We start from the raw sequence: 22,465 nt of genomic DNA, 5'->3' as shown, positions 1-22,465 counted from the left end.
AATATAAAAGCACTCTGATAGTTACGAAGTGCTTTTATATTGTATAAATTATATAATGTTTACCATTGAAGCTTCAAAGTAAACGCAACTTAAGGAATTGCCGAATTTTGTATTAATAAAGAATATACGACCTCTGATATATGCGCAACATATTGTGATGCTTGTGATTCATTACCCTTGAAATCCTTAACAAATATCGCTAAAGTATAGCAGACATTATTAGGCAGGCATATATAGGCAACATCATTGTGAGCTGCAAGAATACCATTTTCATTGACATCACCAGAACCCGTCTTATGTGCAATAGAAACCCTTTCTTTATCAAGAAGCGGAGCGACTATTCTATCTGTACCTGTCACACATTCTTTTAATGTATTCTTAATGAAACTTTGCTTCTCACCACTGACAATACTTTCGGTAAACAAACGGTTCATCAACATTGCGGCACCAAGAGGAGATGTATAATTAAAGTAAGCCCTATCGTGGTCAGCCGACATTTCCTCTTCTGTATAAGCTATCTGAAAACTTGAACGAGGAATAAGTGTGGCTATAAAACTGTCAGTTTGAGCAACATTGACCATATCTTTAAACATCAGATTGCTTGCATTATTATCACTTTGAGCAATAGTATAACGAAGTAAATCTCTCACGGTTAATGATATAACCAACTCGGAATAATCTTTCATCATAGGACTCCAAGTCTTTGAATCAAGTCTATTCCTATCTATCTTTACTAAGGTATCAAGTGAAATCCCTTTGTTATCAAAATCATTGCAAAGAGCTAATGCCTGATGAACCTTAAATACACTCATCATAGGATATACACTCTTATCATTAACTTTAACTGTATCTGTGTTATTAATAATAATTGCCACTCCAATTTCACCAGGACAAGCTGATACTATCCGAGAAATGCTATCAGTCAAAACATCTGTCAAAGGTGGATTTGTACTATTATTAGAAGTTGATTTAGAGAACAATAAAAAAACTAAAACTATGATACAAACTAAAGCTATACACAAAATTACAAGGCGTTTTCTTCTACTTTTTTTCATACTTGGGTGTAAAATTGGGTGTTTGTTTTATAATTTGCTGATTTTCAGCGTTTATTGCGGAGAGACAGGGATTCGAACCCCGGGTACCTCGCAGTACAACGGTTTTCAAGACCGCCGCAATCGACCACTCTGCCACCTCTCCAAAACTACTTTTCAATAGTGCTTTTCTCTTAAAGCGCTGCAAAGGTACGAATCATTTTCAAATCTGCAAACGTTTCGGCATTTTTTTCGCGAAATAATCGTATTTTTGCGGCACATTTCAACTTAAAGCGTTATACAGATAAATAAGACAGTACATGATATATCCCCAGAATTTTGAGCAAAAAATAGGATTCGACCAAATCAGACAATTATTAAAGGACAAATGTCTCAGTACGTTGGGAGAAGAGAGAGTATCGGAAATGAACTTCTCCGATCAATTTGAAACTGTTGAAGAACTGCTGAACCAAGTCACAGAGTTTGTCCGCATCATACAAGAAGAAGATAACTTCCCGGATCAGTTTTTCTTCGATGTCCGTCCGTCATTAAAACGGGTACGGGTAGAAGGCATGTACATGGACGAACAGGAACTGTTCGACTTGCGGCGTTCATTAGAGACAATCCGCGACATCGTACGTTTTCTGCAACGGAACGAGGAAGAAGAATCCGACCACCCTTACCCCAGCCTGAAAAGACTCGCAGGAGATATTGCCGTATTCCCGCAACTTATCACCAAGATAGACGGCATTCTGGACAAATACGGTAAAATCAAGGACAACGCCTCAACCGAACTGTCACGCATCCGCCGGGAATTGGCTAATACGATGGGGAGTATTTCACGCTCGCTGAACAGCATCCTGCGTAACGCTCAATCGGACGGATATGTGGATAAAGACGTTACTCCGACCATGCGCGACGGTCGATTGGTAATTCCGGTTGCCCCGGGGCTGAAACGCAAAATCAAAGGTATCGTCCATGATGAATCGGCCAGTGGTAAAACTGTATTCATCGAACCGGCAGAAGTGGTAGAAGCCAACAACCGCATCCGCGAACTGGAGGGAGACGAGCGTCGCGAGATCATCCGTATCCTGACCACATTTTCCAATACATTGCGTCCTTCCATTCCGGAGATACTCCAATCGTACGAATTTCTGGCCGAAATCGATTTCATTCGCGCCAAAAGTTACTTTGCCATTCAAACCAGCAGCATCAAGCCCGGTCTGGAAAACGAACAATTACTGGATTGGACCATGGCTGTTCATCCACTGCTGCAATTATCCCTTGCCAAGCATGGAAAAAAGGTAGTTCCCCTGGATATAGAACTGAGTACCAAACAGCGCATCCTCATTATATCCGGCCCTAATGCCGGAGGTAAATCAGTCTGCCTGAAAACCGTCGGACTGCTGCAATACATGTTACAATGCGGTATGCTGGTACCCATGCACGAACGCAGCCACGCCGGTCTGTTCGGCAGCATCTTCATCGATATAGGCGACGAACAATCCATTGAAGACGACTTGAGCACTTACTCTTCCCACTTGACGAACATGAAGATCATGATGAAGAGTTGCAATGAACGCAGCCTGATTCTGATCGATGAATTCGGAGGCGGTACAGAACCCCAGATTGGCGGGGCCATTGCAGAAGCTGTTCTGAAACGATTCAACATAAAGCATACTTTCGGCGTTATTACTACACACTACCAAAATCTGAAGCACTTTGCAGAAGACCATGAAGGTGTGGTAAACGGAGCTATGCTCTACGACCGCCACTTGATGCAGGCACTGTTCCAACTTCAAATCGGTAATCCCGGAAGTTCTTTCGCAGTAGAGATAGCCCGGAAAATCGGTTTACCGGAAGATGTCATTGCCGATGCTTCCGAAATAGTGGGAAGCGAGTACATCAATGCTGACAAATACTTGCAGGACATTGTGCGGGACAAGCGTTATTGGGAAGGCAAACGCCAGACCATCCGTCAACGTGAAAGACAGATGGAAGAAACCATCGCCCGTTATCAATCGGAAATGGAAGAGTTGCAAAAGTCGAGAAAGGAAATCATCCGCCAGGCCAAAGAAGAAGCCGAACGGTTATTGCAAGAATCGAACGCACGTATCGAGAACACCATACGTACCATTAAAGAGGCACAGGCTGAAAAAGAAAAGACACGCCTCGTCCGTCAGGAACTGGCAGAGTTCCGCGAGTCGATGGACAGCCTGACTTCCAAAGAACAGGAGGACAAGATAGCCCGAAAGATGGAAAAGCTGAAAGAAAAGCAAAACCGGAAGAAAGAAAAAAAGCAGAATGTTCCGAAAGAACAACAAGCTGCACAGCAAACTCCCCAAGTAGCTCCCATCACCGAAGGGTGTCCGGTACGCATCAAAGGGCAGAGTTCTGTCGGAGAAGTGCTTGAGATCAACGGAAAGAATGCAGTCGTAGCTTTCGGCAGTATCAAAACAACCGTAAAGCTGGAACGGTTGGAACGAAGCAATGCAACTCCTCAGAAACAGGAGCCTGCTAAAAGCACTTTTGTCAGCAACCAGACCCAGGACAGCATGTACGAGAAGAAGCTGAACTTCAAGCAAGATATCGATGTGCGGGGAATGCGGGGGGACGAAGCCTTACAGGCTGTTACCTATTTTGTGGATGACGCCATCCTGGTCGGTATGAGCCGGGTACGTATTCTGCATGGAACCGGAACGGGAATTTTGCGTACCCTAATCCGCCAATATCTGCAAACCGTACCGGGTATCCGTCACTTCGCCGACGAGCATGTCCAATTTGGGGGAGCAGGTATCACGGTAGTCGATTTGGCATAAAAGAACAAAGAATATGAAGAATAACCTGTTAAGTGAAAGATTAGTTTATACCGGTGAGAGCCAGACTCCCACTCACCTGCATTTGTGTACCTACAATGCCCTCGAAATGCAGGAAGTATCGGGCACCGATTTCCAGGCTGTAGCCAATGCACTCAACCACGAAGAAATCAACTGGCTGCAGATACACGGGCTCCAGAATACCGAGCTCATCCGCGAAATATGCAGCCACTTTGAAATAGGCTTTCTTACCCTTCAGGATATTCTGAATGCCGAACATCCCACAAAGATAGAAGAGCATGACAAGTATACGGTATTGATCATGAAAATATTCCGCTTCAACAACAGAGAAGAAACAAGCCCCGAAGATGAGATGGATGAATTGGAGCAGCAACAGGTGTGTATCATACAAGGGAGCAACTTTGTGCTTACCTTTCTGGAAAATGAAACCGACTTCTTCGATGACGTTACCTCCGCCCTGCACAATGACGTACTGAAAATCCGGAGCCGGCAAAGTGACTACCTGCTCAGCGTTTTGCTGAACAGCGTGATGGGAAACTACATTTCCACCGTATCCACCATCGACGACTCGCTGGAAGACCTGGAAGAAGAGCTACTCACCATCAGTGACGGAAACGACATCGGCATCCAGATACAGGCACTCCGCCGGCAATATATGCTGATGAAAAAAGCCATTCTTCCGTTAAAAGAACAATACGTCAAACTGCTGAGGGCGGAAAACTCCCTGATGCACAAAGTGAACCGTGCCTTCTTCAATGATGTCAACGACCATCTGCAATTCGTATTGCAAACAATCGAAATATGCCGGGAAACGTTATCGTCTTTGGTAGACCTTTATATATCGAACAATGATCTGCGGATGAACGACATCATGAAGCGGCTCACCATTGTTTCTACCATCTTCATCCCGTTGACTTTTCTTGTCGGTGTATGGGGAATGAACTTCAAGATTATGCCCGAATTGGACTGGCGGTATGGATATGTATACGCCTGGATATTGATGATATTGGTAGGCGCAGCCGTATACTGGTTTTTCCGTAAGAAGAAATGGTATTAAGTTACCAAAAATCTTGAAAAAACAATTACCTTTGCGCAACAACCTAATTAGCTAATATGAAATCAATAAAAGAACTCTATCGCATTGGAACCGGGCCTTCGAGCAGCCACACCATGGGGCCTCGCAAGGCAGCAGAAATGTTCCTCACCCGACATCCTGAAGCAGCATCGTTCAAAGTAACCCTCTACGGAAGCCTGGCTGCGACAGGAAAAGGGCACATGACGGATGTAGCCATCATCGACACATTGGAACCGACAGCACCGGTAGATCTTATATGGCAACCTAAAATATTTCTACCTTTCCACCCCAACGGAATGAACTTCATTGCGCTCGACGCTGATGGCAACGAACTTGAAAACTGGACCGTTTACAGCGTTGGCGGAGGTGCATTGGCCGAAGACAACAAACAAGCTTCCATTGAAAGCCCGGAAGTATATGGCATGAACAGCATGACCGAAATTCTGGATTGGTGCGAACACACCGGAAAGAGTTACTGGGAATACGTGAAAGAATGCGAAGATCCCGATATATGGGACTACCTGAGAGAAGTATGGAATACGATGAAAGAGTCCGTCCAGCGTGGTCTTGAACAAGAGGGTGTACTGCCCGGCCCGTTGAACCTGAGACGCAAAGCCTCCACATATTATATCCGGGCCACCGGATACAAAGCTTCCCTGCAATCCCGCGGACTGGTTTTTGCCTATGCACTTGCCGTAAGTGAAGAAAATGCCTCGGGAGGTAAAATCGTAACGGCACCAACCTGCGGCTCATGCGGAGTAATGCCTGCCGTTCTCTATCATCTTGCCAAGAGCCGTGATTTCAGTGAGATGCGCATTCTTCGCGCACTGGCAACGGCCGGACTAATTGGCAACATCGTTAAGCAGAACGCTTCCATATCCGGAGCGGAAGTAGGTTGCCAGGGAGAAGTAGGCGTGGCATGCGCAATGGCTTCGGCCGCAGCCAACCAATTGTTCGGAGGCAGTCCTGCGCAAATTGAATATGCCGCCGAAATGGGTCTGGAACATCACTTGGGCATGACCTGCGACCCGGTGTGCGGATTAGTACAAATCCCCTGTATCGAACGGAACGCATACGCAGCCGCACGTGCACTGGACGCCAATCTATACTCGTCATTCACCGACGGAATACATCGCGTCTCTTTCGACAAGGTAATACAGGTAATGAAACAAACCGGCCACGACCTCCCTTCACTTTATAAAGAAACAAGCGAAGGCGGACTGGCAAAGGATTACAAGCCGATGTAAAAGGCCATTCTCCATAAAGCGCAAGAGGGTGTGCATGACTCACCACAGATTGCACATCCTCTTGTTTTTACTATTCACGTGCCTCGGTCGGCAGATTCAACCTTTAAGTTCTGGGCCAGTGAGTATCGTCACCGTTGGTCACATCTTTTTCGTGGAGCAAACCGCCACCTTCCGAAAAGTATAAATCAATCTTCTTACCCTGTTCCACGGTTACCACAAATTCCGTATAAGGTTCATTCGGATATTCCAGTATCGCTACATCATCCACCACCCAATTGCTGTAACTCGACTCCATAAAAGCCGTCAGCACTGCCGGGGGCAGATTATTGATGCTGTTCAACTCGGTTTCCGTCATCAGCCAGGTGGCGTTGGCATCAAACCATACTTCCTTTTCTCTGCCGTCAGCCTGACAATCGGCTACGTAATAAACACCCTTCTGCTCCCACTTAATGGCAGTGGCATTGGGATAAAGCTTCTTCAGTGCATCCTGAATGGCCTGGCTCGGCGGAAGATATCCTGTATCGTCATCATCACCACACGAACTGAAAGCAAACACTACCGACAGCAGCACAGCTGCCAACAAACTAAATTTCAACGATTTCATAATCAAGGTCTTTTTTTAACAGGTTTATTCCAATTTATCAATATTCCGCTTTACGGAAACGGCCGTCTTTGGTAAACTTCAGACTCAAATCCGTATTAAGCTCGACTTCATAACCTCTGCGGTCACGTTCTATCTGGGTTACAAATTCAGAGTTATATCCATTGGACTTCAAATACTCCTTCACGAAGCCGGGGATAATCGATGCGGGAACAGCGGCTTTCTTACAATCCACTTCAATCCAGTTTCCCCGGTTATCGAAGTCGATCTCGGTTGCATTAGTCAACAACACATCGTACTTCTTTGTTTGCAGAATCTCATTTTCTATCTTAATATGCGAAATCTGCGGATTAGAAAAGTGCTGATTAATAAAGTTGCGTGCCGGAAGAGGCAGTGTCATCACGTCTTTCGTAATGATATCACCTGCAAACGCAAATTGAACGGCTATGATAGCCAAAACAAGAATAGATAGAATCTTTTTCATAATCGTTATTTTTAGTGTAAATAATAAGTTTCGGAATTATTTTACACTGCAAATAACGAGATAGAATCGGGAAAGATTTGGTAATAAACAAAAGGGTAAACTCTTTTTGTATTTTTTAACGGCCAGAAGTATCCTCCTCGTATACCTCTTCCAGAAGTTCTTCTTTCTTCATGCTGATCTTCCCATCGGTCGAGATCGTAATGGAGACGGGCACATACAAGTCCGTTTGCGGATAACAGATACTGGCGGCATAGACAAATCCCTCGGGAGTTGTTTTATCATAAGCAATTCCTTCCAGAATGGACTTTGCCATAAAGTCCTCTCCTATCAGAGACGCAAATTGTTTCTTGGTGAAAGTCCTGCTAAAAATACGTTCATTCCCGCGTGTCAGTCTCAGAACAATCTGATTGTCAACGTATGTATTTCCCATCTGGCTCACTACCCGGGGAAGTGAATCATTAGGGGTACGGGATATAAACGAATGGTACTCTTTGCCTTTGTATTTAATATCTATCTCACTCTTCCGGGCTGTCATCCGCTGCAAGCCATGTGCATCGGTGCTATCTTGCATCAAGACACGGATATCGCTCTGTTTCTTTTCAGCTGTACCGGAACACGCAACGATAACCATAAGCATTGTCAACCCAAGCAGATAAATAAGCTTTTTCATATTTGAATCATCTGTTTATTAAATCGTACGGCAAAGGAACAAAAAGCAGTGGAAATATACAAGTATTTCGGTAATTAGTAGCTGACAATTAGTGAGGAACCGGCGCCCTATACCGCTACGCCGGTCCATCACTGATCATCCATACTGAAATTTACTTTCTACCTCCTCTTTTCGGTCCGCGTTCGGCCTTCTGCTTGGTATAGGCCTCATACTGCTCCTTCGTCATTATTTTCTTCAGACTGGCATCGTAAGCCTCACGCGAAGCTTTCATCTCCTGCCGCATCTTTTCTCTGTCTTCTTTCGACATGCGGGGAGCTTTTCTTTTATCCTGTTTACAAGTGCAGCTGTCAGTAGCCTGACTCTGCCCCTCCTTACCTTGCCTCATTTCGGGTTTCATCTTTCCGGGACGTGTTCCCATCTTCTCCATCAGAGCCATATTGGCTTCCAACAGTTGTTTCTTCTGGGTTTCATTCAAAGAGTATTCTTTCGCCATACGTTCAGTCATGCGCTCGGCACGTTCCTTCGGATCCATATTCTGACCACCTCTGCGCGGGCCTTGTGCCATCGCCATTCCCCCTACCATCAAAAGGGCCACTAACAAAAAACTTATTCTTTTCATTGTTCTTTTCTTTTTTAAATTATCAAATAATCATCTGTCTTTTTTGTTGCAACTGTCTATATGACTAAAAAGTCAGATAGAAGTTTAAACGTGAATACAACTTTAACAAAACGCAAACTTATTTCTATTTTGATTAGACTACACCTGTCTGCGCTCTCTTTGCTTTCATATCACCTTCTCTTCCAAGCACCCTTCCCTCCTCTTTCCACGGCGAAGGCTTTAAAATGCCGTTCTGTCAAATTGATAATCGAATGGATCCAGATTTGCTTTTTTCCGGGCAAGAATGCAGTAGAACGTTTTTTTCGTCTCCTTTCCCGGTCAGCCTTTTCCGCTTTATCACCTTTAATCTCTATTTTCAGGCAAGAGAACACTTATTCTATAAGAATAAGAACAAAAAGGGTATTATTTAAGTCCGGCACTTCCCTTTTATCTGTTTCGGCACCTTCATAATCAAAGGTCAACCAGAAAAAAATCTCTCTCTTTTCATCTCTCAAACGGGAACAATATATGTAATGAGAGAAAACATATAGAGATATTCCAAAAAGAAGTAAGCATTTTCTCAAGTTGCTTACGTCTTTCGGACCAAATGCTTACTTCTTTTTCTGGAAACACTGGCTCTTTTGGATGAAAACACCGGCTTTCGCACCGCCCAAGCCTGCTTCTTGAGGAAGAAAAACTCAGTTTTTGCACTTCACTCCCGCCGGTTTGATCCGAATCCTCAAAGGGCTTGTCAGCCAATCAACGTTTTTACTATCTTTCCGGAAGAGGACTAAAGAAATAAGTTACAATATGAACGTTCCGTCCTTATACCAGGCAAAAAACACATGGAGCTGCATACCCCATAAGATTTCATCTATCAGCCGATAAATATTATCAATGGGATTTTTTGTTGAAACGGGAAATTTTGCCATACTTTTGCAACGTAAACAAATAAAGAATGAATCTAAATAAGAAACAATTATGGAACCAATTATCAACTCACAGATGCCTGAATTCAAAGTACAGGCTTTTCAAAACGGAAGTTTTAAAACAGTAAGCAGCGAAGACGTAAAGGGAAAATGGGCTATTTTCTTCTTCTATCCGGCAGACTTCACATTTGTATGTCCGACAGAATTGGTAGACGTTGCCGAAAAGTATGAGCAATTCCAGGCCATGGGTGTGGAAGTGTACTCGGTAAGCACCGACTCCCACTTTGTACACAAAGCATGGCATGATGCTTCGGAAAGTATCCGTAAGATCAAATATCCGATGCTGGCAGACCCGACAGGCGTACTGAGCCGTGGCTTTGGCGTGATGATCGAAGAAGACGGAATGGCTTACCGCGGAACCTTCCTCGTAAATCCGGAAGGAAAGATCAAGATTGCCGAAATACAGGACAACAACATCGGACGTAATGCCGATGAATTACTCCGCAAAGTAGAAGCCGCACAGTTTGTGGCTACCCACGACGGAGAAGTTTGCCCCGCCAAATGGAAAAAAGGCGAAGCAACCCTGAAGCCGAGCATCGATCTGGTCGGTAAGATCTAAGCAGTAATTCTATGAAGACCGGCATCCCCCAATGCCGGTCTTTTTTACCCTAATCAATCTTCAATATAATGTTAGACTCAGCTATAAAAGAACAATTACGTACCATCTTCTCCGGATTGGAGGCGAAGTACACATTCGATATCACCGTCTCACCACAGCACGAAAGCCGCAACGAACTCCTGGACCTTCTGAACGACGTGGCATCTTGTTCAGAGAAACTATCTTGCCGGATCCATGAGGGCGAAGGACTGGAATTTACGCTTCTCAAAGACGACCAAAGGACGGGCATCACTTTCCGCGCCGTCCCCAACGGACATGAATTCAGTTCATTACTACTCGCCGTACTGAACGCAGACGGAAAAGGCAAAAACTTCCCGGACGAAGGGATTTGCAACCGGGTAAAAGCATTGAAAGGACCTATCCGCCTGACAACCTATGTGTCACTGACTTGTACCAACTGTCCCGACGTAGTGCAGGCACTCAATGCCATGACCACACTCAACGCCCGGATCCAGCACCAGACGGTGGATGGTGCCATCAATCAAGCCGAAGTAGAAGCCTTGAAAATACAGGGAGTTCCCTCTGTATTCGCAGACGGCAAACTGATTCATGTAGGCCGCGGCGACTTTGGCGAACTGTTGAGCAAACTGGAAGAACAATATGGAGTGGAACAAAGCCCCCGTGAAAGTTCTATCAGGAAGTATGACGTGATTGTAGTCGGTGGAGGTCCGGCAGGTTCCGCCGCTGCCATCTATTCGGCCCGCAAAGGCCTGAATGTAGCCGTTATTGCCGAAAGAATAGGCGGACAGGTAAAAGAGACAGTCGGCATAGAGAACCTGATTTCCGTTCCCTCAACCACCGGAAGTCAGTTGGCCGATAACTTGAAAACGCACATGGCACAATATCCTATCGACCTGCTCGAACATCGCCGGCTTGAAAAGCTTGAGCTTGAAGGCAAAGACAAAGTGCTCACAGCCAAAGGGGGCGAGCGTTTCTCTGCTCCGGCAGTAATCGTTGCCACCGGTGCAAGCTGGCGTAAACTGAATGTACCGGGCGAAGCGGAATACATCGGCCGGGGAGTTGCATTCTGCCCGCATTGCGATGGTCCGTTCTACAAAGGAAAACATGTGGCTGTCGTAGGAGGAGGAAACTCCGGAATCGAAGCTGCCATCGATCTGGCAGGCATCTGCTCCCAAGTCACGGTACTCGAATTTATGGATGAACTGAAAGCAGACCAAGTGTTGCAGGAGAAACTAAAAAGCCTGCCGAACGTAGAAGTCTTCGTCCATTCGCAGACCACCGAAGTGATAGGCAATGGCGACAAAGTTACCGGCATCCGTGTCAAAGACCGTCAGACAGAGCAGGAACAGGTAATCGGGTTAGACGGCATTTTTGTACAGATAGGACTGATGCCCAACAGCGGTATTTTCCGGGAGACGGTAGAAGTAAACCGTCCGGGTGAAATCATAATAGACTCCCACTGCCGCACCAATGTTCCGGGGATCTATGCTGCCGGAGATGTCTCCACCGTTCCCTACAAACAGATTATCATCGCAATGGGGGAAGGTGCCAAAGCAGCGCTCGCAGCGTTCGAAGACCGGATGCGTGGGGAGATTTAAGACACAGAGTAACACAGAGCATTTATGTCAATAATCAATGACTTAAAATTCACTCTGTGTTACTCTATGTCTTCTGTGGTGAAACATCACTTCATCTTAAACGTTACCAACAGTCCTTTATGATCGGTCGGCCATACGTCCAACGGAAGCAGGAATTTGTCTTTTGAAGTCTCCTGTACTCTCTGGTTACGTACGATAGAGCCTTTCGGACCAAAGATCACCGCTTTCTTTGCTTCAATATCCTTTCCCTGATAGAAAATAAAATCAATGCGGTCACGTTCGTCCGCTTTCGGTGCCCATGTCAGTTTACCGGGTTCTTTCAGCGGATTATCTGCCGGATATGTAAATCCCGGGTGAGTCAGCGGATTCGGGTAAATATGGCGGTATGTATCTATAAATCCGTCCTTCTCCAACAATGTTGTCACTGTCCAGGGAATTACGAGACCATTATGGTCGTACAGATTCTTGTTTTCCTCAATCCAGTCCAGATGTGAAGGTTCGTTGAAGTCACCGCCTACAATCACGCTATATCCGTTTGCAATGTCCTTTTTGGCCTCAGCGATAAACATCTTGATAGCGTCATCGCGTTGAGATGCCACATTCACTTTGAGCACCTCTTCCACAGTAGTCGGAATAGGTATCTCTTTCCAACTGGAACCGTCATAACCACGCACATTGTAATATGCACAATCCAGATAGTCCAAATGCGCCGTATAAACAGCCACTTTATGTCCGTCCACCGAGCTGGTCAGTTTATAGATACTTCCGTGATCTCCGTTTTCCGGAAATACAGTCAGTGAATCCGTGATCGGATGTTTGCTCAGCAAGCCTGTGTCATAAGTATAGAAAGAGTAATAATCCAGCCCTTTCTCTTTGAGAGAAGCCACAATACGGTCGTTGAAACGAGTGTTATGGTAATTGCGTACTTCACTGAACGTCACAAAATCGGGTTGCAAACGTACAATCTCGTTAACGATTGCATCATATCCTCCCGGAACCATTGTACCTTCCTGCCATACATTCCATTGCAGAACCGTAAATTCACCTTTACCTTTACTTTGCCCCACCATAGTTACCAGCAGGAAAAGCGTCATAAAAAAAATCTTTTTCATTTTATCCAATTTATATTATGTGCATTGTTTTTCTTCGGGTTGTGACAGTACTGTTTTACTTGAAAACCTGTATCATCGGACGTCCTGTCCAAACTTGCGGCTGTTTCACTCCAAAAACATATCCCATCGTGGCGGCAGTGTCATATCGCATCATGCTTTTGTGCAACCTTTATTCTTTAGTAAAATCGGCAGGATAGGTCACTTGTTGAACAATCCCTTCTTTCAGGCGTATCCATGTACGGAAGCTGCTTGCGTTTTCATCCAGCTCTATCACCCTCGCACCGTTTGTCAGATGGTTATAGACTGTATTACCGCCAGTATAACGTCCGTATGCCAGCAAGATGCCCTTCCATGACACAGCATAGTCGTCATCATGATCGTGTCCCACAAATACACCTCTCACATCTCCCATCTCTTTCATGGCAGTAAACAAGCCCGAATTTAATTGGGGAGCACATGCTTTTTCTTTACGAATACCATAAAGTATTGCGCTTTCGGAAGAGGCTGCCTGATTATACTCCGGCAAAGCTATATGAAAAAATGCATACGACGAAACCGGAACGCCATTATTTTCCGCAGTAAACTTCTTACTGTTCTCACGATACCACTGAATCTGGTCAAATTTTATATAATCGTATCCGTTCACCCCTTTTATCTGTGAATAAGAATGGGAGTCGATGCAATAAAGAACCGTTGCATTGCGTTTTCCGTCCGACGACTTCACAGGCAGGATAAAATTGGTCACCCCCGAAATTCCCGGAGTGGTCTGTGTCAGGTTGTAAGGAACGGACTGGATAATCTTCAGCAGCTCTTCACGGGTCAATCCCTGCTCATTATCATGATTCCCGAAAGTTACGGCAAAAGGAATCTCTCTTTTAGATACCAGATTCAATACCGTACGCATCCCTTCTTCCGCGGGTTTGCCATAAATCACGTCACCTGTGAAAAGAACAAGATCGGGTTTTTCCAAATCCAGTACCTGATTGATACGCTCAACCGATATGTCCGAACGGGGGTCATTATAGATATAATGAACATCGGTAAACTGGACAATCTTGAATTTACCGTCTTTGTTGAACCGGAGAGTTTGCTGCTGTGCACTTGCCAGCTGAAGGCTTCCCAACAGGATAGCCAACAATAAATAAATTTGTTTCATGGTTATGATTATTTGGGTATAAAGAAGGACGCACAGGATATACCTGTGCGTTTACCTTCAAATGAATAATAATTTACTGGAGAATCCACATTAACTTATTCACATCGTCCGAACCGTTGTACTGACGCTGAACAGCTTCGTTGGCGTTATCCGGATTATAACTGAATTCAGCCTCCGGATACATCCATCTTGTAGGGATCTTATCCTTTTCTGTATTCAGGTTCGTATTCGGATTGATAGGCAATACCGGATATCCTGTACGGCGGTAGTCATAGTAAGCATCATACGGATGTTGCAGGAACGAGGCCAGATAACGTTGCAATAAGATCATCTCCAGGTCTTTTTCCTTATCACCGGATAACTGGATGACCGGTTGTGCCAAGTATTCCTGTATATACTCTTGGGTAATGGTACGTCCATGAGTATACTCTTCCTTATCAGGCGTGTTGTCCGCTATAAAATTCATGCTGGCTTCTATACCTTTCTTATAATAAGTAGAAGCATCTCCCGAAATCCAGCCGCGTACAGCTCCCTCAGCCAATATAAAGTTCTGCTCCGCATAGCTCAGGCGCATCAGAGGTTCGCCCTCCGGAATACGGGTATAACGAAGGTTAGCCAGGCAGAATTCACCTTTTCCGTACAGAACGGAGATATTTGAATAGCTGTCCGAAGGATCTACCGAAAGATAAGCATCCCACTCGGACTCTTTCACCCCTTTGTCTGTCTGGGCTTTCGAAGGAGAAGCATAATAGAACATGCGGTAGTCATTGAACTTTTTCAGGTTATCGATAATCACGCTCGACATCATCAGATAGTCAGAATGCTTGTTTTGTGTATAGTAGAACGGATAAAGCTGTCCGGCCTTATTAGAATATACCAGTTGGAAGTTATCTGCATTCGATGTCATCAGCGAACCCGAGGCAGCCAGTCGGGCAAAGCGTTCTTTCACTTTCAGGTCTGCGTCCGCCTCTTTCTTACACAAGTGGGTCAGTACCTTCAGTTCGAATGCAACCACGGTCTTTTTCCAGTTTTCAGTGTCACCGCCAAAGATAGGGTCACCGTCAAAGTCATCACCCGATGAGAATAAAGTGTAAGCCTCTTCCAAATCTTCCAATACCTGGCGCATCACCTCTTTCTGTGTATCGTATTTAGGTTTCTGAACTCCCTCTTCGCCTTTCAAAGCATCACTGTAAGGAATATCGCCTACTTCCAATGATTTATAGAACAGCTTATAGGCCTTCATAAATTTAGCCAAAGCAGCATACGAGTCCTTATCTCCATCATTGGCCGCATCAATCATCTTCTGGCAGTTTGTGAGAATGGTATAACCGTCAAAATCGGTTCTGCCAAACAAATTGTACTGTTCATCCGAAGCATTCTCCGACCATGCGATCTGCTTGCTCAGCATACTGTGGTATACAAAATTCTTTGCAGCACCCTGTTGTGTGATATTCAGGATAAGTTTTGTCGCCAACATGGGGGCTGTCACCTTGGTTGCGGCATCCGGGTTCGTATTCAAATCATCAAACTTGTTACAAGATGCCAGGATAGCGGCACTTGCTGTAAGTAAAAGCAACGTTTTATTTATTAGTTTCATAATTTCCATTTTTACAAATCAAACTTAACATTAAATCCGACATATCTCATAGAAGGTGAATTCAGGTCATCCGAATCCACATCCGGGTCAGCATACTTAAACTCTTTCATCCAGATCAATAAGTTCTGTCCGATCAAACCGAGTGTAACGCCTTTCATATGCAGTTTATCACATACTGATTTGGGCATTGTGTACAACAATGAAAGCTCACGCAATTTCAGGAATGTACAGTCGTGAACGTTCTGGTAAACCTTGCCACCCGACCACGGATTGTAGTTCTTGATATAGCTTTCATACGAAACCTGTGTATCGTTCGGTGCAAACACACGCGTATCACTGATAATCTTTCCGGTTGTGTCGTATTCAACCTTACCCGATACCACTTTCACACCCTGGCCCACATAGTTCTTTTTGCCGTTCACCACTTCATCATAACGCCATTTGTTATCACTATCGGGGTGTACACCAGTGTTCCACATGGTCTGCTCCGTACGAGAATAAGCCATACCGCCTACACGTCCGTCCAGCGAGATTCCCAAAGTCCATTCTTTATAGCGCAAGGTAGTGCTGAGACCCCAGATCCAGTCCGGATATTCATTACCCATTACCGACTGGTATTTGCTTTGTACGGGATAACCGTTTTCATGAATGATGTTTCCCTGAGGGTCACGTTCCCAGTCATAGATGCCATACCAGTCCCAACGTTTACCGGCAGCTACCCAAGGTTTCTGTGTAGAGTACACCGGGTCAACCTTAGCATAGAAGTAACGGTCACGGGCCCAGTTAGCATTCACTTCCCAATTCCAGTCTTTTGATTGGATCAAAGACGCTGTCAACGAAACTTCCACTCCCCGACGAACCTGCTCTTCATCATAGTTCACCAATGTTTTGGTAAAACCGGACGATCCACTGATTGTAGCTTCACGTGTCAGGTTGTATTTCAGCTTGTTATAATAAGAAATATCAAAGCGCAAACGGTTGTTCCATACATTGAAAGCAGTACCGATTTCGTAAGAACGCGCAGCAGTCGGTTCAAGGGTTGAACTGCGAATCATTTCCGGATATACGGCAGTATTCATTCCGTCCCATACGTTGGTGCTTACACTGTAAGCCTGATTCGTATCATAAATACCCAAGTCGCTCTTCGTTACAGTCCAGGCACCTCTCAGTTTCCAGAAGTTCAGCCATTCGGGCATCTTCAGTAACTGCGACATGATGATACTTCCCGATACAGCCGGATAGAAATAAGAACGTGTTTCCGAGGGCAAAGTAGACGACCAGTCATTACGTGCCGTAACATCCACAAACACGGTGCTCTTCCAGGAAGCAGAGAATTTTCCGTAAATAGAATTCACCTGTTTTTGCTTGTATGAACTTGAAGAAGCAATCGGGTCAACCGATGCTTTCAGCGAATAATAGCCCGGGATGCTCAATCCGTTACGGGTATTCGATGATATGGCATCATCATAGTAATAATAGATGGTACCTCCGACAAAACCATCGATGGCAAAATCGCCAAAACTGTGGTTGGCAGATAACAAGGCATCACCATTGAAACTGAATCCGGTAGATTTGGATGTATAGAAGTATCCGTTCTTGTCCCATCCGCCGCGGGCACTCATTGCGTTTTTCTTTTCCGTACGGCTGGCATAAGCATCGGCACCGGCTCTCATTGAGAAGTTCAGCCAGGGCATGATGTCATATTTACCCGACAAGTAAGTATTTACTTTATCATAATCATTCGATGAAGTCATTTCATGCGCCAGATAATAAGGGTTATCATACCACACGTCATTCATCCAGTTCTGTTCTTCGTCTTTCTTTCTCCAATAGTTTTTATAGTCGCGCACATCATAATCGGTACCTGTCCATACCAACAGGTTGTAGATGTAACCGCCGCCGCCATAACCGGCTCCTTCACCATTGGGATAGAAACGCTTGTTGTAGATCGCGCCTCCTTCGAAACTCAGTTTGCCGAACTTCATGTCTCCACCTACCGAATAAGTAATCTTATTCAATCTCTGGTTCGGATATTGTCCCTTGTTATAAACATGCGACAAAGAAGAGCGGAAACTACCGTATTTACCGGTCTGGCTGATACTGATATTGTTATTGGTGATGAAACCTGTTTCCAGGAAGTTCTTAAAGTTGTCTTTACCTTTCGAAACCAACGGCATCTCTTTCCACTCATAAGTATACGGGTCATACTGTACGGCTGTACGGCCGATATCCAATTTATCACCCCAAACAAAGTCAGCAGCGGTATATTTACCTCCCTGACCGGTACTGTATCCGTGTTGCACTTCCGGCAACACCAGATAGCCGGCATTGAACATCGTACTACTGTTTACCGAAATATTCAGTCCTTCCTGGCTACCTTTCTTTGTAGTCACCATGATAGCTCCCGAACCTCCGCGGGCACCATACAAAGCCGATGCAGTAGCTCCTTTCAATACGTCAACAGACTCAATGTCATCCGCCGCGATATCATTCAGAGAGATATTGCTATACGGCACACCGTCCACAACCAATAACGGAGTCTCACCACGCAGTTTGAGGGTCGGAGCCGTATTGAACTCCGTACTGTTGGTTACGTTCAGACCGGCAACCTTACCGGTCAGTGAAGTAGCGATGTTAACAGGTTTCACAGTGGACAACTTACTTCCACCCACCTTCTGGACAGCATAACCCAATGCCTTTTCTTCGCGTTTGATACCCAAAGCTGTTACCACCACTTCATCAAGCACTTCTGCGTCTTCCGCCATTTTAATTCTCAGCATGGTTTTTCCGTTCACCGGCACTTCCTGCTGTTGGTATCCGATAAAGGAAACGATCAGTACACCATTGGCAGGCACTTCCAATTTAAAGTTACCCTCCACGTTCGTAATCGTTCCGGTTCCCTGAGCACCTTTCAATTTGATGTTAGCCCCGATTATAGGCTCACCTGCGGTATCTACGATGGTTCCCGATACTTGAATTGTATTCTTTTTCTGTTGGGGAGATGCAGCCAAAGACTGTGCTTCAGCCTCTTTGCGTACATGAAGAGAAATATAATTATCTGCGAAATTATAAGAAATATTATTCTTAGAGAGCACCTCGTTCAGTAAATCGGCCACCCTATGAGTACCTTTCTTCACACTTACCTGGCGAGAAGCATTGATTTCTGCATCACTATAGATAAACAGATAGTCTGTCTGTCTTTCAATTTCCGCCATAAACTCCTTTAACGGAAGTTGGTTTCGAGACATGTTTACCCTTGCATTTTGCGAGCTTACACCGGCATGTGCCTGAAGGATAAGCAGAAATAATAGCAAGACTGTGCATTTCATAATTCGCAAGATTTGAATAATTTCACGTTGTTTAATTGCATAAGATAACAGCAATAAGTTTTTTTTCATACTTTTGCAATGTAATAAGGTTAATACTTTGTTGTTTTTTATTAGGACCAGCCAAATGTGTTGACTTTATCGGGAGGGAAAGGTGTACCAGACCATTTCCTCCTTTTTTTCACTTCATACTGTTTTTCTATTTCATAGGCATCTGTTTTTAGTTAGAGTATCATCCGTATTTATCAATAAATAATAATTTCTTCTTCACTAACTATCTTGTATTTGAAAGGCATGGCACCTTGCAAAGCTTTTAAGATGCTCTCCAAAGAATCACTTTGCCGGAATTTACCGGAAATGCGTTGGGTTGCATTGACCGAACGTTCTATCTTGAAATTTACGTCATTCCATAAAGCGACGCTGTTCAGCACTCTCCCGAAAGGTTCCGACAGGAAGCTCACTATTCCGTTCTTCAGGTATTCTTCATTATCAAAGTCCGATTCCCGCTTCATCAGACGGTCTCCCCACAGCACCGCCTTCTCTTTGGGTTGCAGAAATACTTCATTCCTTATATCTGCCGGATCATAAATATGAACACAGCCTTCTACAAGGTCCGTCTCAAATTCAGCACTATTCTTATAGGCCGATATATTGAATTTAGTTCCGAGCACTCTGACCCGATAGCCCTTGGCCGAAACGACAAACGGCTTTTCAGGATTCTTTGCCACATCAAAATAAGTAGCACCATCCAATTCTACTTTACGGTCCGACTCATTAAAAGATGCCGACAGGCGGAGACTACTGCAAGGACTCAGCCAAGCAACGGTTCCATCCGGTAAATCCACTTTTACCCGCTGTCCCTTGGGAGCTGTAATCATAGTATAGTTTTTACCGAATTCCTCTGACAAGTATTGCTTTGTGACATAGAAAGTACCTGCAATCAACACCGCAAAAACAGCGGCATATTTCAAAGATACGATAATTGTCCGCTTCAATCTTTTACGAAACAGGAGTTGCGCGAAATGCTGCTTCCCTTTTCGGCTGACTTCAGGATCGTCCTGCCGGGAGAGTATTCCGGTCAACGCCACTACATTCTGCATCCGGAGAAATTCTTTCTTCAGAGTTTCATCCGTCTCTATCCGGTCGAAAAGGTCTTTTTTCTCCCGGTCAGTCATTTCTCCTGCAAAATATTTATCTATTAGTTCATTCATTTTTTAGGGTTTCTATTAATAAGGCGTAACAGCCTTTAAAATCCACTAAAAGAAAAACAACTTTTTTTCAAAAAACTTTTTTTCTTTGCAATCAGACCCGTGCAGCCAGAATAAAACATCACAATCCCCTGTCCCGGCCTTTCATCGGTTTATACCTCTCCCTCTCCGGAAACCTCTTCTGAACAAGCCCATCACAAGATTAAAATCAAACACACAAAAGTCCCTGATCAAAGTTCGTCAGAATACTAAAGAAAATGGGATTCTTCATATCATACTGTCCATCTCAGCACTCAAGATGTGTATCTTAGCCGCCAAGATGCAAATCTCGGCAGCCAAGATGTCCATCTTAGCGGCTAAGATGAACTTTACATGCAGACCAGAAGATTTTTCAGTCATGACTTCACCACTTCATAAAAAAGCACATCCCATCAAACAATGGACTTCTTAATGCACTTTCTCACTCTTAACGATCACCGTATTCGCCCGAAGATACCCTACTGACCCCAAACAATAAAACGGCCTCAGATGCAATTTCAAATGTCATCGACAGTTTGAAAAAGTCAGCATCTGCGGCCGTTTACAAAACCAGCTTTGTTCATGTGCCATTCTGTTTCCGGCACATCTCCCAAACGATTTCCTTATTTCTTCTTGATCTTCTGTGGAGGTACACCCTCAAAAGTCATCTTCACAGGTTTAATAAATCCGTCTTTGTCAAAAGTCATTTTGTCAATGCAAGTCGCGCGGTGATCGCGCGCATTATCATTCAGCGGACGACGATGATAAACAATATAATAATCATCCGACCCGGGAGCATGCAACACCGAGTGATGTCCGGCACTGGTTGCCACTGAAGAATCCTGCTCCAGAATTTTGGCTACACGTTTAAAAGGACCGAACGGAGAATCGGAAATAGCATAAGCTACAGAGTAATCAGGGCTTCCCCAACCTCCTTCACTCCACATAAAATAATATTTGCCGTCTTTCTTGAACATAAACGGTCCTTCGACATAATTTTCCGGAGTCACTTCTTTATAGATAGTACCGTCTTCGAAAGGTACCAATCCTGTAAAGTCATCGTTCAACTGCACTACATTGCAATGTCCCCAACCACCATAATACATATAATAACGCCCGTCATCATTGTACACAAACTGGTCGATCGGTTGCGCTCCATTCACTATCTCATTAATCAACGGCTTGCCCAGCAAATCTTTGTACGGTCCTTCCGGACGATCGCTGACTGCCACGCCAATGCCACCAATCTCTCCTTCGTGAACATCGTTCGCTCCAAAAAAGAAATAATATTTTCCATTTTTACTAATCACCGAAGGAGCCCACATCGCTTTCTTAGCCCATTTAACGGCTGTAGTATCCAGAACCGAAGCATATTTGGTCCAGTTCACAAGGTCTTTGGAAGAGAAACAATCAAAGAAAGTCTGTTTTTCGTAAACGTCGCTCCAAGTTGGAAAGATCCAATAAGTATCATCATAAATAATGCCTTCCGGATCGGCATACCACCCCTGGAGTACAGGATTACCACTCGTGGCCTTATGGGCAGCCACTTTCTTTTGCTGTGCAAAGCAGCAAGCACCGCCCACCATCAGGACGATGCAAATAACTAAGTGTTTCATTGTTGTGTTTTGAATATAAAATAAGTAATTCCTAATAACTTGACAAAAATAGGGATTCTTTTTCAGATAATGAAAACAAAAAGGGGAAAGTAGTCTTTCAGTTCTTCTTTTAACTTGCGCAATGCGATGGCAATCTGATTCTCAACCGTATTGGGAGAAACATTCAGCCGTATAGCTATCTCTTTATAGCGGAGATTCTGCAAACGGCTCATAATAAATATTTCACGGCAACGCTCCGGCAAGCGATTGATGGCATTATTCAATATCTCCTCAATGTCAGCATCCGAAAGGCGATCGTTGTCAAATGCTTCCAATGAATATAGTTTCAGTTGGAGTTCCCTGTTTTCTATCTCCGAAAGCGAACCTTTACGGATATCACGAACCATCTCTTTACGAAAATAGTCGATACAACGGTTTTTTGCCAATGTAAACAGATAGGCATTCAGGTTCTGAAGTGTTTCGATGATATCTCTGTGTTCCCATAAATAGATAAAGATTTCCTGGACAATATTCTCCGATTCATCCTCTGAAATCAGATACGTTTGGGTAAAACGCAGTAACTTCGGAAAATAAACATCATAAATTTGTGAGAAACCGTCTTTTTTCATACTATCATCTGTTGTAACTAAAGGAACGATAATTATTACACAGGTTGCAAAGATATAAAAAGATTTAAAATTCATTATTACAAATATATGAATATTACTCTTATCTTTGTGAAA

Annotated in this window: 18 protein-coding genes, 1 tRNA gene and 1 pseudogene; 5 read left to right on the top strand and 15 right to left on the bottom strand. The window is 44.3% G+C overall.

Going from position 1 to position 22,465, the window contains the following annotated elements:
- Positions 1-89 precede the first annotated feature (89 nt).
- Entirely contained in the window at positions 90-1,055 is a 966-nt protein-coding gene (locus tag DBK98_RS10045; protein WP_008770854.1) for a CfxA family broad-spectrum class A beta-lactamase, read from the bottom strand.
- A 57-nt stretch (positions 1,056-1,112) separates the two neighbouring features.
- Positions 1,113-1,197: transfer RNA gene (locus DBK98_RS10040), tRNA-Ser, on the bottom strand.
- A 154-nt stretch (positions 1,198-1,351) separates the two neighbouring features.
- Here DBK98_RS10040 and DBK98_RS10035 point away from each other — a divergent pair.
- The 3 genes from DBK98_RS10035 to DBK98_RS10025 are packed head-to-tail and all read left to right on the top strand — an operon-like array spanning position 1,352 to position 6,190.
- Positions 1,352-3,850: an endonuclease MutS2 gene (locus DBK98_RS10035; protein ID WP_032535526.1), complete on the top strand. Its 2,499-nt coding sequence runs from the start codon at positions 1,352-1,354 to the stop codon at positions 3,848-3,850.
- 13 nt (positions 3,851-3,863) lie between these two features.
- Positions 3,864-4,925: a magnesium/cobalt transporter CorA gene (gene corA / locus DBK98_RS10030; protein WP_032535525.1), complete on the top strand. Its 1,062-nt coding sequence runs from the start codon at positions 3,864-3,866 to the stop codon at positions 4,923-4,925.
- A gap of 56 nt (positions 4,926-4,981) precedes the next feature.
- Positions 4,982-6,190, top strand: a complete 1,209-nt coding sequence (locus tag DBK98_RS10025) for an L-serine ammonia-lyase (protein ID WP_005775976.1) — start codon at positions 4,982-4,984, stop codon at positions 6,188-6,190.
- 103 nt (positions 6,191-6,293) lie between these two features.
- Here the strand turns inward: DBK98_RS10025 and DBK98_RS10020 are convergent, their stop codons facing one another.
- The 5 genes from DBK98_RS10020 to DBK98_RS23210 all read right to left on the bottom strand — a co-directional run bounded on the left by DBK98_RS10020 (position 6,294) and on the right by DBK98_RS23210 (position 9,475).
- Complete coding sequence (locus DBK98_RS10020) at positions 6,294-6,794, bottom strand: PepSY-like domain-containing protein (protein ID WP_005775975.1); 501 nt, start codon at positions 6,792-6,794, stop codon at positions 6,294-6,296.
- Positions 6,795-6,831: 37 nt separating this feature from the next.
- Positions 6,832-7,275 (bottom strand): PepSY-like domain-containing protein, encoded by a 444-nt coding sequence (locus tag DBK98_RS10015; protein WP_005775974.1) that lies wholly within the window; start codon positions 7,273-7,275, stop codon positions 6,832-6,834.
- A gap of 115 nt (positions 7,276-7,390) precedes the next feature.
- Complete coding sequence (locus tag DBK98_RS10010) at positions 7,391-7,945, bottom strand: DUF4738 domain-containing protein (RefSeq protein ID WP_005775973.1); 555 nt, start codon at positions 7,943-7,945, stop codon at positions 7,391-7,393.
- 151 nt (positions 7,946-8,096) lie between these two features.
- On the bottom strand, positions 8,097-8,564 hold the full coding sequence (locus DBK98_RS10005) for a DUF4890 domain-containing protein (protein ID WP_005809744.1): 468 nt from the start codon (positions 8,562-8,564) through the stop codon (positions 8,097-8,099).
- Between the two features lie 782 nt (positions 8,565-9,346).
- The gene (locus tag DBK98_RS23210; RefSeq protein ID WP_255504458.1) at positions 9,347-9,475 is read right to left on the bottom strand and encodes a hypothetical protein; all 129 of its coding nucleotides are present in this window, start codon (positions 9,473-9,475) and stop codon (positions 9,347-9,349) included.
- 49 nt (positions 9,476-9,524) lie between these two features.
- Between DBK98_RS23210 and ahpC the strand changes: the two genes are divergently transcribed.
- Positions 9,525-10,091: an alkyl hydroperoxide reductase subunit C gene (gene ahpC / locus DBK98_RS10000; RefSeq protein ID WP_005775969.1), complete on the top strand. Its 567-nt coding sequence runs from the start codon at positions 9,525-9,527 to the stop codon at positions 10,089-10,091.
- A gap of 68 nt (positions 10,092-10,159) precedes the next feature.
- A complete protein-coding gene (ahpF, locus tag DBK98_RS09995; protein ID WP_022011905.1) occupies positions 10,160-11,710 on the top strand; it encodes an alkyl hydroperoxide reductase subunit F in 1,551 nt (516 codons plus the stop codon).
- Between the two features lie 86 nt (positions 11,711-11,796).
- Here the strand turns inward: ahpF and DBK98_RS09990 are convergent, their stop codons facing one another.
- The 8 genes and pseudogenes from DBK98_RS09990 to DBK98_RS09960 form a co-directional block, all read right to left on the bottom strand.
- Positions 11,797-12,804 (bottom strand): endonuclease/exonuclease/phosphatase family protein, encoded by a 1,008-nt coding sequence (locus DBK98_RS09990; RefSeq protein ID WP_005809750.1) that lies wholly within the window; start codon positions 12,802-12,804, stop codon positions 11,797-11,799.
- Between the two features lie 73 nt (positions 12,805-12,877).
- Positions 12,878-12,982, bottom strand: a pseudogene (locus tag DBK98_RS23035) (alkaline phosphatase); the annotation flags it as partial.
- Positions 12,983-12,991: 9 nt separating this feature from the next.
- Complete coding sequence (locus tag DBK98_RS09985) at positions 12,992-13,978, bottom strand: metallophosphoesterase family protein (protein ID WP_005809754.1); 987 nt, start codon at positions 13,976-13,978, stop codon at positions 12,992-12,994.
- A gap of 73 nt (positions 13,979-14,051) precedes the next feature.
- Positions 14,052-15,575 carry a SusD/RagB family nutrient-binding outer membrane lipoprotein gene (locus DBK98_RS09980; RefSeq protein ID WP_005809757.1) on the bottom strand — a complete coding sequence of 508 codons (1,524 nt, stop codon included), beginning with the start codon at positions 15,573-15,575 and terminating at the stop codon, positions 14,052-14,054.
- Between the two features lie 11 nt (positions 15,576-15,586).
- A complete protein-coding gene (locus tag DBK98_RS09975; protein ID WP_005809759.1) occupies positions 15,587-18,973 on the bottom strand; it encodes a SusC/RagA family TonB-linked outer membrane protein in 3,387 nt (1,128 codons plus the stop codon).
- A gap of 173 nt (positions 18,974-19,146) precedes the next feature.
- The gene (locus DBK98_RS09970; protein WP_005809762.1) at positions 19,147-20,112 is read right to left on the bottom strand and encodes a FecR family protein; all 966 of its coding nucleotides are present in this window, start codon (positions 20,110-20,112) and stop codon (positions 19,147-19,149) included.
- A 638-nt stretch (positions 20,113-20,750) separates the two neighbouring features.
- Entirely contained in the window at positions 20,751-21,743 is a 993-nt protein-coding gene (locus DBK98_RS09965; RefSeq protein WP_005809764.1) for a glycoside hydrolase family 43 protein, read from the bottom strand.
- Positions 21,744-21,805: 62 nt separating this feature from the next.
- Positions 21,806-22,351, bottom strand: coding sequence for an RNA polymerase sigma-70 factor (locus DBK98_RS09960; protein WP_032535532.1), 546 nt, complete (start codon positions 22,349-22,351; stop codon positions 21,806-21,808).
- Positions 22,352-22,465: the final 114 nt, after the last annotated feature.

Origin of the sequence: Bacteroides sp. PHL 2737 (assembly GCF_004115325.2) — a bacterium.
Taxonomy (GTDB): domain Bacteria; phylum Bacteroidota; class Bacteroidia; order Bacteroidales; family Bacteroidaceae; genus Bacteroides; species Bacteroides hominis.
Note: the sequence above shows the minus strand (reverse complement) of the source record. Positions and strands in the feature narration are given on the sequence as shown.